Genomic DNA, 12,756 nt, shown 5'->3' with positions numbered 1-12,756 from the left:
AACTCGGGTGAAGGAACTAGGCAACATGGCACCGTAACTTCGGGAGAAGGTGCACCCTTTTTGGTGGCTCGTGCGAGCTATAGCTGAAGAGGGTCGCAGAAACCAGGCCGCTGCGACTGTTTATCAAAAACACAGCACTCTGCAAACACGAAAGTGGACGTATAGGGTGTGACGCCTGCCCGGTGCTGGAAGGTTAATTGATGGGGTCAGCCGCAAGGCGAAGCTCTTGATCGAAGCCCCAGTAAACGGCGGCCGTAACTATAACGGTCCTAAGGTAGCGAAATTCCTTGTCGGGTAAGTTCCGACCTGCACGAATGGCGTAACGACAGCGGCGCTGTCTCCACCCGAGACTCAGTGAAATTGAAATCGCTGTGAAGATGCAGCGTTCCCGTGGCAAGACGGAAAGACCCCGTGAACCTTTACTATAGCTTTACACTGAACGTTGAGTTCGTCTGTGTAGGATAGGTGGGAGGCTATGAAACTGTGGCGCTAGCTGCAGTGGAGCCATCCTTGAAATACCACCCTGTCGTGCTTGACGTTCTAACCTAGGTCCGTAATCCGGATCGGGGACCGTGTATGGTGGGTAGTTTGACTGGGGCGGTCTCCTCCTAAAGAGTAACGGAGGAGCACGAAGGTACGCTCAGCGCGGTCGGACATCGCGCACTGTGTGCAAAGGCATAAGCGTGCTTGACTGCAAGATCGACGGATCAAGCAGGTACGAAAGTAGGTCTTAGTGATCCGGTGGTTCTGTATGGAAGGGCCATCGCTCAACGGATAAAAGGTACTCCGGGGATAACAGGCTGATACCGCCCAAGAGTTCATATCGACGGCGGTGTTTGGCACCTCGATGTCGGCTCATCACATCCTGGGGCTGTAGTCGGTCCCAAGGGTATGGCTGTTCGCCATTTAAAGTGGTACGCGAGCTGGGTTCAGAACGTCGTGAGACAGTTCGGTCCCTATCTGCCATGGGCGTTGGAGATTTGAGAGGGGCTGCTCCTAGTACGAGAGGACCGGAGTGGACGAACCTCTGGTGTTCCGGTTGTCACGCCAGTGGCATTGCCGGGTAGCTATGTTCGGAAGCGATAACCGCTGAAAGCATCTAAGCGGGAAGCGCGCCTCAAGATGAGATCTCCCGGGACACAAGTCCCCTAAAGGAACCATGTAGACTACGTGGTTGATAGGTCAGGTGTGTAAGTGCAGCAATGCATTGAGCTAACTGATACTAATGATCCGTGCGGCTTGACCATATAACCTCAAGATGCTTCCTCGAAGCATCCCTTAGCGCGACACACGTCGATCGCTCTCACTCGCTCGCTACATCACACCCTATGAGAGGCTGGCGCCCTGCCGTCCTCGGTCCAACAACCGAGAACACGCACGCGGCGACACTCCAACCGTCTCCCTGGTGAAATTAGCGCTGTGGAACCACCCGATCCCATCCCGAACTCGGAAGTGAAACGCAGCTGCGCCGATGGTAGTGTGGCTCAAGCCATGCGAGAGTAGGTCATCGCCAGGGGCTTTACCCCAAATCCCCGTCCGAAAGGACGGGGATTTTTTATTGCGCGTGCAAAAAACAACGCCACGCGCGCAGGCGAGCGGGGACGGGCGAAACCGCGCAATGACGGATCGGCGAGGCGCTGCGCGCCCTACCCTCACCCCAGCCCCTCTCCCGGGGGAGAGGGGCTCGGCTCCTTCCTTGCCCCTCGGAAGATGTGCCGCGCTATGAGATGCGCAAGAGCGCGTATCGAGACGTGCCGCGTCGCAGCCCTTCCGTCGTGCCGTGGCTGAGCGCCGGCATTTCGCCCGCACGCCATCGATGGAGTGCGGCTACGTTCAGCCGAACACGTGTGCCAATCCACACTTGTCGGTTTCTACAGCGGATTCGGAGCAAGCGCATCGCACCGTTCCATGTGGCGATGCGTGCCTTTCATGCCACGCCGCTTAGACTTTTTTCCCGATTTCGGCGACCGCGTGGGCATCTCTGCCTGATTCGCGCATCGCTCTCGGCCCCTTTCACCCACCACGAGGCCTTCCCCATGAGCCAAGCCAATGGATACGCCGCCAAGGCGTCCGATCAGCCGCTGACCCCGTTCACCTTCGAGCGCCGTGCGCTCGGTGCGCACGACGTCAGTATCGAGATCCTCTACTGTGGCGTCTGCCACTCGGATCTGCATACCGCCCGCAACGAGTGGCACAACACCCAGTACCCGTCGGTGCCGGGCCATGAAATCGTCGGTCGCATCACCGCGGTGGGCGACGAGGTCAGTGCCTTCAAGGTCGGCGATCTTGCCGGTGTCGGCTGCATGGTCGACAGCTGTCGGCATTGCGCTTCCTGTGCCGATGGCGAGGAGCAGTACTGCGAGAACGGCTTCGTCGGTACCTACAACGGTCCGATGTTCGGCGGCGAGAACACGTATGGCGGTTACTCCGATCACATCGTGGTCGACGAGAAGTACACGCTGCAGATCCGCCACGATGCCGACCAGCTGGCGGCGGTGGCGCCGCTGCTGTGCGCGGGCATCACCACCTATTCGCCGCTGAATCACTGGAAGGTCGGCCCGGGCAAGAAAGTCGGCATCGTCGGCCTGGGCGGCCTTGGCCATATGGGCGTGAAGATCGCCCACGCCATGGGCGCGCATGTCGTGCTGTTCACCACGTCGGCCGGCAAGCGCGAGGATGCGCTGCGCCTGGGCGCGAACGAGGTGGTGGTGTCGAAGAACGCCGACGAGATGGCGGCGCACACCAACAGCTTCGATTTCATCCTCAATACCGTGGCGGCACCGCACGACCTCGATGCGTTCCTGACCCTGCTCAAGCGCGACGGCACCATGACCCTGGTCGGCGCGCCGGCAGAGCCGCATCCGTCGCCGACGGTGTTCAACCTGATCATGAAGCGGCGCCAGCTGGCCGGTTCGCTGATCGGCGGTATCCGTGAGACCCAGGAGATGCTGGATTTCTGCGCCAAGCACGGCATCGTGTCCGACATCGAGACGATCGAGATGGCGCAGATCAACGAGGCCTACGAGCGCATGCTCAAGGGCGACGTGAAGTACCGCTTCGTCATCGACATGGCCAGCCTGGCGCAGACCAAGCAGGCGGCCTGAGCCGACGGCGACCGTGGCGGTCAGCCGCCGTGGTCACGTCATGCGTCATCGTCATCCCATGAAAGCCCGGGCAGCGCATGCCCGGGCTTTTCTGTAGCGGTAGCTCTCGTCGCGACCGAAGTGCTCTGCACGTGGGCTTCCGATCGGCATTCGAGGCGCTCGGAAGATGTCCGGCAACCGCGCACCACTGCGTGCGGTAAGCGATCTGCACGAGGTGGTGGCAGCGACGATGCGGTGCGCCGCGGGACATGGTGGCAGAGACGACAACGGCGCCGAAGCACCGTTGCCATGAAACTAAGGAAGCCGCCGCCTACTTGCCGGCGGCAGGCTCGGCCGCCGGCAGCGACGTCGGCCGGCCCATCATCTTGTCGCGTGCGGCCTTGAACGGATTGTCCGCATACCAGTTCGGCCAGCTGTCGCCGGCGGCCAGTTCCTTGCCGACGCCGTATACCGCCTGCAGGTCGTCCATCACGCCGTCGAGCTTCCAGGTCGCCGGATCGTACTCGTCGGCCGGCGTGTGATAGCGCTTGGCGTACTCTGCCGCGGCACGGCGCCCGGCTTCGATGCCGCCGTCGACCAGGTCTTCGCCGGCGTCGATGTACAGCGCCGGCACGCCGGCCTTGGCGAAGTTGAAGTGATCGGATCGGAAGTAGAACCCGCTCTGCGGTGCGTCCTCGGAGTGCAGCACGCGGCCTTGCGCGGCGGCGATCGGCTTGAGCATATCTTCCAGTTGCGAGTTGCCGAACCCGTTGACCACCAGGTCCTTGGCGCGCCCGGCCACCGGCATCGCATCGAGGTTGATGACGCCGGCGATCTTGTTCAGCGGGAAGGTCGGATGCGCCACATAGTACTTGGAACCGAGCAGCCCCGACTCCTCCAGCGTCACCGCCAGGAACACCACCGAACGCTCGGGCTTGGGCTGCTGGTGCGCGAACGCCTCGGCGATTTCGAGGATGCCGGCCACGCCGGTGGCGTTGTCGACCGCACCGTTGTAGATGTTGTCGCTGGGCTCGCCCTCGTGCTTGCCCAGGTGATCCCAGTGCGCCATGTACAGCACCGCTTCGTCGGCGCGGCTGCTGCCGGGCAGCACGCCGACCACGTTGCGCGAGGTCTTCTCGGCGATGGTGCTCTTCAGGTCCACCGAAAGCTTGGCCTTCAGCGGGACCGGCTTGAAGCCGCGCTTGCTGGCGTCCTTGTACGCTTGCGCCAGATCCAGGCCGGCATCGGCGAACAGCTGCTTGGCCGCCTCGGCGGTGAGCCAGCCCTGCACCGGGATACGCGGCTCCGGATCGTCCTTCGCCGGCAGGTCGTACTGCGCGCCGGACCAGGAGTTCTTGACCACGTCCCAGCCGTAGCTGGCGCCGGGCGTGTCGTGCACGATCAACGCGGCGGCGGCGCCCTTGCGCGCGGCTTCCTCGAACTTGTAGGTCCAGCGCCCGTAATAGGTCATGCGCTTGCCTTCGAACAGGCTGCCGTCGCCGGTATGGAAGCCGGGGTCGTTGACGAACATCACCACGGTCTTGCCCTTCCAGTCCTGGCCGGCATAGTCGTTCCACTTCTGCTCCGGCGCGTCCACGCCGTAGCCGACGAAGACCATGTCGCTGCCATCGAGCTTGACCTCGGGCTGGCCGGTACGCGTGCCCACCACCATGTCGGTGCCGAAGGCGAGCTGTCGCGCAGCGCCGTCGTGGTTGATGGTGAGCGTGGTGCCGGGCGCCGCGGTGGTCTCGGTCATCGCCACGTCCTGGAACCAGCTGTCGCCGTTGCCGGGCTGCAGGCCGATGCGCTGCATCTGGTCACGGATGTAGGCGACCGTCTTGTCCTCGCCCGGCGTGCCGGGACCGCGGCCTTCGAAGGCGTCGGAGGACAGCGTCTTGACCAGTTCGGCGAAGTCCGCCGGTGCGATCCCGGTGGAGAACGCGTGCGAGGGCGCCGCAGCGGGCGCGGGCGTCGCGGCCAGTGGCGCGGTGTCGGCGGCCGGCGCGGGCGCTTCGCGTTTGCACGCGGTCAGCGCCGCCGCTGCGGCCAGGCACAGCACGAGCTTGCGGGACATGGGGGCTCCTGGTGGCGAGGGAACCCTGGATTCTATAGGCAAGCCGCGCGCGTCCGGGCGCGCGCGGCACTACGGCACGGCTCAGTTGTTCGGCGCGGTGTCGCCGTCGAACGGCAGCGCGGTGGCGCCGGTGATCGGCCCGGTCTTGGCGCTGCGGTGCACGTACAGGGTCACTTCGCGCTCGAAGCGCAGCGGACCGTCGATCACCGCGCGGGGGCCGACGATGACCCTCGGCTTGCGCGTCGGCTTGAACGACATGCTGAAGCTGGGCTTGTTGATCGAGAGGCCGCCACCGACGTGCGAATCATGGCCGACGGTGATGTCGCCGTTGACCGTCTCGATGCCCTTGTCCAATTGCGTGGCGACCAGGCCGATGCTGCCGTTGACGCTTTCGATGCCGCCGCCGACGCGGCCGCCGCGGTCGACGAAGATGCCGCCGTTGACGGTTTCGATGGAACCGGCGACCTGTGCGCGCTCGCCGAGGGTGATGCCGCCGTTGACCGTGGACAAGCCCTTGGTCTGTGCGCCGTCGGCGACCTTGACGCTGCCGTTGACCGTTTCCACGCTACCCACCTGGGCGCCGGACTGGACGTTGATGCTGCCGTTGACCGTTTCCAGATCCCCGTACTGCTTGCCGGCGTCGGCAGTGATGCTGCCGTTGACCTTGCTGATGCCTTCGCCCGCGAACGCCGGACCGGCCGTCAGGGCCAGCGCCAGCACAACCGCCAGATGCATGCGTTTCATCCTTCACCTCCCGGGCGCCGACGATGCGGCCGCAATCAATCGTGAGGCGATCACAACACGCTTCGCTACAATCCACACCTGCCTGAAGTCACTGGACCCTCGCTTGCCCGCAGCCGCGCCTGTCCCACCGCATTCCGCCGCGCCCCGCGCGGCCGAGCGGCGTGCGCCCGTGCAATGGCGCAGGCCGTTGCGCAGCCTGCTGGCGGTGGCGTGGCTGCTGACCGCCGGGTTGGCCGCCGCGCAGAATCCGCGCGAGGCCGAGAAGCGCCTGGAGAAGGTGCGCAACGAACTGAAGAGCGTGGCCGAGGAGCGGCGGCAGCTGGAAGGCAAGCGTGGCGACGCCGCACGCCAGTTGCGCGACGCCGACGAAAAGGTCGCCGCCACCGGTCGCAGTCTGGCGCAGACGCAGCAGGCGCTGCAGCGGCACCAGCAGACCCTGGCCGAGCTCGAGCGCAAGCGCGATGGCCTGCGCAGCGGTTTGACGCGGCAACGCGCCGAACTGGCGCAACTGCTGCGGGCGGCCTATGCCATCGGCGGCAATGCGCCGCTGAAGCTGCTGTTGGCGCAGGACCGCGTGGCCGACGCCAACCGTCTGTTGGCGTACCACCGCTATCTGCAGCGCGAGCGCGCGCAGCGCATCGCCACGCTGACCCACGAGCTGCAGGCGCTGGAACAGGTGCAGCGCGAGGTCGTTGAACAGAAGCAGCAACTGAGCGAAGCCCAGCGCCGCCAGCAGGAACAGGCCCAGGCGCTGCAGCGCGACCGCAAGCAGCGCGCCAGCGTCGTCTCGGAACTGGACCAGCGCTACCAGGACCGCAGCGAACGCGAGAAGGCGCTGGGCCAGGATGCCAAGGCACTGGAAACCCTGCTCGCCAACCTGCGCGCCGCCGCCGCGCGCGCCGAGGCCGAGCGCCGTGCCGCGGCCAGGCGCGAGGCGGCCGAACAGGCGGCGCAGGCCAAGGCCGCGGCGAAGGCCGGGCGTGGCGGCGGCAAGGTGCCGCCCAAGGTGGTCGCCTCCGCGCCGCCGCTGAAGGTCGGTGGCCTGGGCTGGCCGCTGTCGGGCGACCTGATCGCGCGCTACGGCGGCCGGTTGCCCGACGGGCGCACCAGCAGCGGCGTGCTGATCGCCGCACCTGCCGGCAGCACCGTCACCGCGGTCGCCGACGGCACGGTGGTGTTCTCCGACTGGATGACCGGCTACGGCATGATCCTGATCGTGGACCACGGCAACGGCTACATGAGCCTGTACGCGCACAACGACACGCTGCTGCGCGACGCTGGCGCCAAGGTCAAGCGTGGCGATGCGGTGGCCAAGGTCGGCAATTCCGGCGGGCAGGGCCGCCCGGCGCTGTACTTCGAACTGCGTCGCAATGGCCAGCCGGTGGATCCGGCGTCGTGGCTGCAGCGCCGCTGAGCGGCGCCGGCTGCGCGCGTTCAACGCGAATTTAGCTCGGCTTCGCGCATAATCCGGACAACCGCGCCGTGCACGGTGCGGGTCTTCCCCAATCGGAGTGCTTCATGCGCGTAGTCCTGTCCGCAGCCCTGTTGCTCGCTCTGGCGCCGCTGCCGTCGATGGCGCAACGCGCCGAGGCGCAGACGCCCACGGCCCCGGCGGCCAGCGCCGACGATCCCGACGCCACCGAATCGGCCAGCGCCAAGGTGCCGCTGGACGAGATCCGTCGCTACGTCGCGGTCTACAACGCGGTGAAGGAAGCCTACGTCGATCCGGTCGACGACAAGAAGCTGATGCAGTCCGCGATCCGCGGCCTGCTGCTGGACCTGGATCCGCACAGCACCTATTTCAGCAAGGAAGACGCCGAGGCCTTCGACGAGCAGACCAGCGGCGCCTACGACGGCATCGGCGTGGAGCTGCTGCAGTTGCCGGACAACACGCTCAAGGTGGTGTCGCCGATCGACGACACACCCGCCGCGCGCGCCGGCCTGCGCTCAGGCGACATCATCATCGCCATCGACGGCAAGCCGATCAGTGCGGTCAAGGCGATGGAGCCGCTGCGCGGCGAGCCGGGCAGCAAGGTGGTGCTGACCATCGCCCGCGACAAGGTGGCCAAGCCGTTCGACGTGACCCTGACCCGGCAGACCATCCGCGTGGCCAGCGTGCGCAGCCGCATGCTCGAGCCGGGCTACGGCTACATCCGCATCAGCACCTTCCAGGCCGATACCGGCGCCGATTTCCACAAGCAGCTGCAGCAGTTGCAGGCGCAGGCTGGCGGCAAGCTGCGCGGGCTGGTGCTGGACCTGCGCAGCAATCCGGGCGGCCTGCTGACCGCGGCGGTGCAGGTGGCCGACGACGTGTTGGACAAGGGCACCATCGTCAGCACCCGCGGGCGCATCTCGGTCAGCGATTCCAAGTTCGACGCCACCCCCGGCGACCTGCTCAACGGCGCGCCAATGGTGGTGCTGGTGGATGCCGGTTCGGCCAGCGCCTCGGAAGTGCTGGCCGGCGCGCTGCGCGACAACAAGCGCGCGCGCATCGTCGGCAGCCGCACCTTCGGCAAGGGCTCGGTGCAGACCGTGCTGCCGCTGGACAACGGCGACTCGGTCAAGCTGACCACGGCGCGCTACTACACGCCGAGCGGCAAGTCGATCCAGGCCAGCGGCATCGTGCCCGACGTGGTGCTGCACCCGGAGGCCAGCGCGGACGATGCCGACAAGCCGGCCGCGATCGCCGACTACAGCGAAGCGACCCTGCCGGGCCACCTGCATGGCGACGACGAGGGCGCCGAGGGCTACACCGCCGGCGACGTGCTGCCGGGCGATGGCCCGATCGCGCAGGCGCTGGCCGAACTGAAGCAGCCTGGCGCCGTGGCGCGGGCGGCTGCGGCGGCACCGGCCGGCAAGGGCAAGGCCAAGCCGGCACACAAGCCGGCGGGCGTCGCGCCGAAGGCGGCCCCGGCGAAGCAGCCGACGGCGGAGCCGGCAAAGCCCGAGCCTGCCAAGTCGGAACCTGCAAAAACCGAATCGGACAAGACCGAACCGGCGCCGGCCTCCGGCTCCTGAGCCGGCGGGCGCCACCGTCGTCGCTGCGCGCGGCGTGGCCGCTGCGCGGCGGCGGCCAGCGGCTCAGTCGGCGACGCTTAGCACCTCGGGATTGGCCAGCCGCTGCGGCGTGCCAGCGGCGAAGGCCAGCACGTTGTCGAAGGCGGCGCCGAAATACAGCGCGTAGCTGCTTTGTTCGACGTAGCCCAGGTGCGGCGTCGCCAGCACCCGTGGATGCCGCAGCAGCGGATGCTGCGGGTCCAGGATCGGCTCCTGTTCGAACACGTCCAGCGCCGCCTGTCCCGGGCGGCCGGCATCCAGCGCGGCAAGCAGTGCGCCGGGCGCGATGAGTTCGGCACGGCTGGTATTGACCAACAGCGCATCCGGTTTCATCCGCAGCAGATCGTCCAATCCGATCTGGTGACGGGTGGCCGCGACCAGGCGGCGATGCAGGCTGAGCACATCGCTCTCGGCGAACAGCGCCTCGCGGCTGGTGGCGACCGCGAAGCCGTCGGCGCGCGCCTGCGCGCAGCTGTCCGCGCTGCCCCACACCTGCACGTGCATGCCGAAGGCGCGGCCGTAGCCGGCGACGCGGCGGCCGATCTTGCCGTAGCTCCAGATGCCGAGGGTCAGGCCCTCCAGGCTGCGGCCCAGCTGTGCATCGCCGGTGGCCTGCCAGTGCCCGCCCAGCAGCGCATCGCGGTAGGCGGGCACGCGCCGGCTGGCGGCCATCAGCAGCGCCCAGGTCAGTTCCGCCGGCGCCACCGGCGAACCGACGCCTTCGGCCACGGCCACGCCGCGCGCGGTGCAGGCGGCCAGGTCGATGTGTTCGCCGATCCGCCCGGTCTGGCTGATCAGGCGCAGCTTGGGCAGTCGCGCCAGCAGGGCGGCGTCGATGCGGGTGCGCTCGCGGATCAGCACCAGCGCCTCGGCCTCGGCGGCATGCCGGACCAGGGTGTCGCGGTCGGGCGCGAGCGCGGTCAGCACCTGCACGCTGTGCGCCTGCAGCCGCGCGAAGCAGGGCAGGTGGCGTACCGCATCCTGATAGTCGTCGGCGATCAGGATGCGCATCGGCTCAGCGCGGCTTGCCGGCCATCGGGAACAGCGTGACCACCTTCTCGCCGGTGGCCGCGTCGCGGATCGCCGACGGCCCCTTCTTCTCCACCTCTTCGATGCGCACGATGCTCTGCATCGGCAGGTGCAGCGTCTTGGTGGCGCCGAACTCCTCGCGCAGGCGTTCCTCGGTGGGATCGATCACCAGCCCATCGTGCACGTCGAACACCAGCGTGCCGATCTCGGTGAAGCCCCACAGATGGCTGCTGCCCACGTGCTGGCAGTACAGCTCGTAGACCTTGCCGTGGTTGAGGAAGGTCACTTTGTACAGGTGCTTGAACATGCGCGCAGTATACGGGCGCCGTTGCCGCAGGCGGCTCAGAAACCCTTGCGCTTGCGCAGCCGCCGCGCGATCGCCGCGCGCACGTACAGCCCGTAGACCATGCCGAAGGCGAAGCCGGCCAGGTGCGCCGACCACGCCACCATGCCGAACGCCGGGCCGATGTAGGCGAACACCACCTGCAGCGCCGCCCAGGTGCCGATCAGCAGCGAGGCCGGGGCGCGCACGAATTCCAGGAACAGCCCCAGCGGCAGCACCACGCCGAGCTTGGCCCGCGGGAACAGCGCCAGGTAGGTGCCGATCAGCGCCGACACCGCGCCGCTGGCGCCGATGATGACCCGGTCCGGGGTGCCGATCGCGAACACCGCGGCCAGATTGGAAATCGCCCCGCCGCCCAGGAACAGCAGCAGGAACCGCCACGGTCCCAGCACGCGCTCGGCGGGCAGGCCGAAGATCAGCAGGAACACCAGGTTGCCGAGCAGGTGCGACCAGTCGGCGTGCAGGAACAGCGCGGTGAACAGGCGCAGCACGCTGCCGTCCTGCACCGTCGCCAGCCAGTCGCGCGGGCTGCCGACCCCGGCCGACAGCGCGCCCCAGTCCAGCCACAGGGTCGCGCGCGCCTCGTCGGGACGGCTGATCGACCACAGGAAGGCCAGCCACATCGCCGCGAACAGCAGCGGGGTGGCCCAGCGCAGCGTGGTGCGTTCGCGGGAAGGGATGGAAACGAACATGCGAGGGAAGGGGGAACCGGAGACCGCCAGGGACGCCAAGATAAGGGCTTCATTCGGCTGAACGCACGCCGACTCCACACGAACCTGAACGCATCATGTCGTTATTGTTTAGTTAACGGTGCGGGGTATACTCGCATACGGCGTCGTATGTCGGGAGGGGACTCCGGCGCGCATTCCCGGGCCGTTGCGGTTCGGGGAGGCGCAGGCGCGAACACAGACACTTCGTCTTCCGGAGAAAAACTAGCCATGCAAAACGCAACCCAGTTCGTCCGTTTCACCGCTCTGGCCGTCGGCATCGTCGGCGCGCTGGCCATGGGCCAGGCGCACGGCGCCGCGTTCCAGCTCAAGGAGAACAGCGCCAAGGGCCTGGGCCGCGCGTTCGCCGGCTCCGGTAGCGCCCCGGGCGATGCCTCGATCATCGCCGTGAACCCGGCCGGCATGCGCCAGCTCGACGGCAAGGTATTCCAGGCCGACGTCAGCGCCATCCAGTTCTCGGCCAAGTACCAGGGTAACGGCGGCACCTACGCCAACGGCCAGGCGATCTCCGGTGGCCGCGGTGGCGACGCCGGCATGATCGCGCCGGTTCCGGCGGTGTACTTCCACATGCCGTTCGGCGAAAACAACAACATGCACTTCGGCACCTCGCTGACCGTGCCGTTCGGCTTCAAGACCGAATACGACCGCGACTGGGTGGGCCGCTACAACGGCGTCAAGACCGAGCTGCAGGCGATCGACCTGAACTTCGCCTTCTCCTACGACGTCAATCCGTACGTGTCGTTCGGCGCGTCGGTGTTCGCCGAGCGCCTGGACATCGACCTGACCAACGCCATCGACTTCGGCACCATCCTGGCTTCGCGCCGCGTGCCGGGCTTCGCGCCGGGCAGCGCCGATGGTTTCTCGCGCATCAAGGGCGACAACACCGAGGTCGGCTTCACCCTCGGCGGCCTGTTCAGCATCGACGAGAACACCCACATCGGCTTCAGCTACCGGTCGCAGGTCGAGCACAAGATCACCGACGGCGATGCCGACTTCACCGTGCCGGGCAATGCCGCCACCGTGCTGGCCGTCGCCGCGCCCGGTACCTTCGTCGACACCAAGGGCCGCGCCACGGTCAAGCTGCCGGCCAGCGCCACCGCCAGCTTCACCCACAACATCAACGAGCAGTGGACGGTGATGGCCGACGTCACCCGCACCGCCTGGAGCAAGTTCGACAAGGTCACCGTCGACTTCGCCTCCAATCAGCCCGACAGCGTGCTGGACTTCTCGTACCGCGACACCACCTTCGTGTCGCTGGGCGCCGACTACCGCATGAGCGATACGCTGACCCTGCGTGGCGGTGTGGCCTACGACCAGACCCCGACCACCGACCAGCACCGCGACGTGCGCGTGCCGGACGCGAGCCGCAAGTGGGTCTCGCTGGGTCTGACCTGGAAGCCGTCCGAGCAGGCCGAGTACAGCTTCGGCTACACCCACCTGTTCACCAACGATCCGAGCATCGCCACCACCAGCGCCACCGGCAACACCCTGGTCGGCGACTACGACGTGAGCGGCAACGTGCTGGCGGCTTCGGTCAACTACAAGTTCTGATCGCAGGCGCTTCGCGTTTCACGAAAAAGCCCCGCTTCGGCGGGGCTTTTTTTGTGGCTGTCCGCAGCGTGCGCTGCGCGCTGCGGCAGGCGGCGGCAGGCGGCGGCCGGCGCAGGTTCCGGGCGGAACGCTGCGCCGAGCGGGGCG

Annotated in this window: 9 protein-coding genes and 2 rRNA genes (1 of these 11 running past the window's edge); 6 read left to right on the top strand and 5 right to left on the bottom strand. The window is 67.1% G+C overall.

All coding sequences use genetic code 11. The features are described 5' to 3' along the window. The 3 genes from RAB71_RS19470 to RAB71_RS19460 form a co-directional block, all read left to right on the top strand. A 23S ribosomal RNA gene (locus RAB71_RS19470) occupies positions 1–1,247 on the top strand; it begins 1,633 nt to the left of the window's first position. A gap of 154 nt (positions 1,248–1,401) precedes the next feature. Then, positions 1,402–1,516, top strand: a 5S ribosomal RNA gene (gene rrf, locus RAB71_RS19465). 520 nt (positions 1,517–2,036) lie between these two features. Then, the gene (locus tag RAB71_RS19460; RefSeq protein ID WP_010340924.1) at positions 2,037–3,104 is read left to right on the top strand and encodes an NAD(P)-dependent alcohol dehydrogenase; all 1,068 of its coding nucleotides are present in this window, start codon (positions 2,037–2,039) and stop codon (positions 3,102–3,104) included. Positions 3,105–3,414: 310 nt separating this feature from the next. Here RAB71_RS19460 and RAB71_RS19455 read toward each other — a convergent pair whose 3' ends face one another. Beyond that, complete coding sequence (locus RAB71_RS19455; protein ID WP_010340923.1) at positions 3,415–5,157, bottom strand: M28 family metallopeptidase; 1,743 nt, start codon at positions 5,155–5,157, stop codon at positions 3,415–3,417. A gap of 81 nt (positions 5,158–5,238) precedes the next feature. Further along, positions 5,239–5,901: a hypothetical protein gene (locus RAB71_RS19450; protein ID WP_029561820.1), complete on the bottom strand. Its 663-nt coding sequence runs from the start codon at positions 5,899–5,901 to the stop codon at positions 5,239–5,241. Between the two features lie 187 nt (positions 5,902–6,088). Here RAB71_RS19450 and RAB71_RS19445 point away from each other — a divergent pair, with 187 nt between their 5' ends. Both RAB71_RS19445 and RAB71_RS19440 read left to right on the top strand, forming a co-directional pair. After that, positions 6,089–7,315, top strand: a complete 1,227-nt coding sequence (locus tag RAB71_RS19445) for a murein hydrolase activator EnvC (RefSeq protein WP_010340921.1) — start codon at positions 6,089–6,091, stop codon at positions 7,313–7,315. A 104-nt stretch (positions 7,316–7,419) separates the two neighbouring features. Beyond that, complete coding sequence (locus RAB71_RS19440) at positions 7,420–8,919, top strand: S41 family peptidase (RefSeq protein ID WP_010340920.1); 1,500 nt, start codon at positions 7,420–7,422, stop codon at positions 8,917–8,919. Between the two features lie 63 nt (positions 8,920–8,982). Here RAB71_RS19440 and RAB71_RS19435 read toward each other — a convergent pair whose 3' ends face one another. Genes RAB71_RS19435 through RAB71_RS19425 form a run of 3 tightly spaced genes read right to left on the bottom strand, consistent with a single transcriptional unit; the run spans position 8,983 to position 11,022 of the window. Then, positions 8,983–9,969, bottom strand: a complete 987-nt coding sequence (locus RAB71_RS19435) for a D-2-hydroxyacid dehydrogenase family protein (protein ID WP_010340919.1) — start codon at positions 9,967–9,969, stop codon at positions 8,983–8,985. Between the two features lie 4 nt (positions 9,970–9,973). Continuing rightward, positions 9,974–10,294 (bottom strand): DUF1820 family protein, encoded by a 321-nt coding sequence (locus RAB71_RS19430; RefSeq protein WP_010340918.1) that lies wholly within the window; start codon positions 10,292–10,294, stop codon positions 9,974–9,976. A gap of 35 nt (positions 10,295–10,329) precedes the next feature. Continuing rightward, the gene (locus RAB71_RS19425; protein WP_010340917.1) at positions 10,330–11,022 is read right to left on the bottom strand and encodes a rhomboid family intramembrane serine protease; all 693 of its coding nucleotides are present in this window, start codon (positions 11,020–11,022) and stop codon (positions 10,330–10,332) included. A 246-nt stretch (positions 11,023–11,268) separates the two neighbouring features. Here RAB71_RS19425 and RAB71_RS19420 point away from each other — a divergent pair, with 246 nt between their 5' ends. Continuing rightward, on the top strand, positions 11,269–12,609 hold the full coding sequence (locus RAB71_RS19420; RefSeq protein ID WP_010340916.1) for an outer membrane protein transport protein: 1,341 nt from the start codon (positions 11,269–11,271) through the stop codon (positions 12,607–12,609). Positions 12,610–12,756 lie beyond the last annotated feature (147 nt).

The organism is Xanthomonas sacchari, from assembly GCF_040529065.1.
Classification (GTDB): domain Bacteria; phylum Pseudomonadota; class Gammaproteobacteria; order Xanthomonadales; family Xanthomonadaceae; genus Xanthomonas_A; species Xanthomonas_A sacchari.
Note: the sequence above shows the minus strand (reverse complement) of the source record. Positions and strands in the feature narration are given on the sequence as shown.

Bases quoted from the DNA above. Each gene is read 5' to 3' on its own strand.
- RAB71_RS19460 (WP_010340924.1), top strand. From the start codon at position 2,037: ATGAGCCAAGCCAATGGATACGCCGCCAAGGCGTCCGATCAGCCGCTG.
- RAB71_RS19455 (WP_010340923.1), bottom strand. From the start codon at position 5,157: ATGTCCCGCAAGCTCGTGCTGTGCCTGGCCGCAGCGGCGGCGCTGACC.
- RAB71_RS19450 (WP_029561820.1), bottom strand. From the start codon at position 5,901: ATGAAACGCATGCATCTGGCGGTTGTGCTGGCGCTGGCCCTGACGGCC.
- RAB71_RS19440 (WP_010340920.1), top strand. From the start codon at position 7,420: ATGCGCGTAGTCCTGTCCGCAGCCCTGTTGCTCGCTCTGGCGCCGCTG.
- RAB71_RS19435 (WP_010340919.1), bottom strand. From the start codon at position 9,969: ATGCGCATCCTGATCGCCGACGACTATCAGGATGCGGTACGCCACCTG.
- RAB71_RS19430 (WP_010340918.1), bottom strand. From the start codon at position 10,294: ATGTTCAAGCACCTGTACAAAGTGACCTTCCTCAACCACGGCAAGGTC.
- RAB71_RS19425 (WP_010340917.1), bottom strand. From the start codon at position 11,022: ATGTTCGTTTCCATCCCTTCCCGCGAACGCACCACGCTGCGCTGGGCC.
- RAB71_RS19420 (WP_010340916.1), top strand. From the start codon at position 11,269: ATGCAAAACGCAACCCAGTTCGTCCGTTTCACCGCTCTGGCCGTCGGC.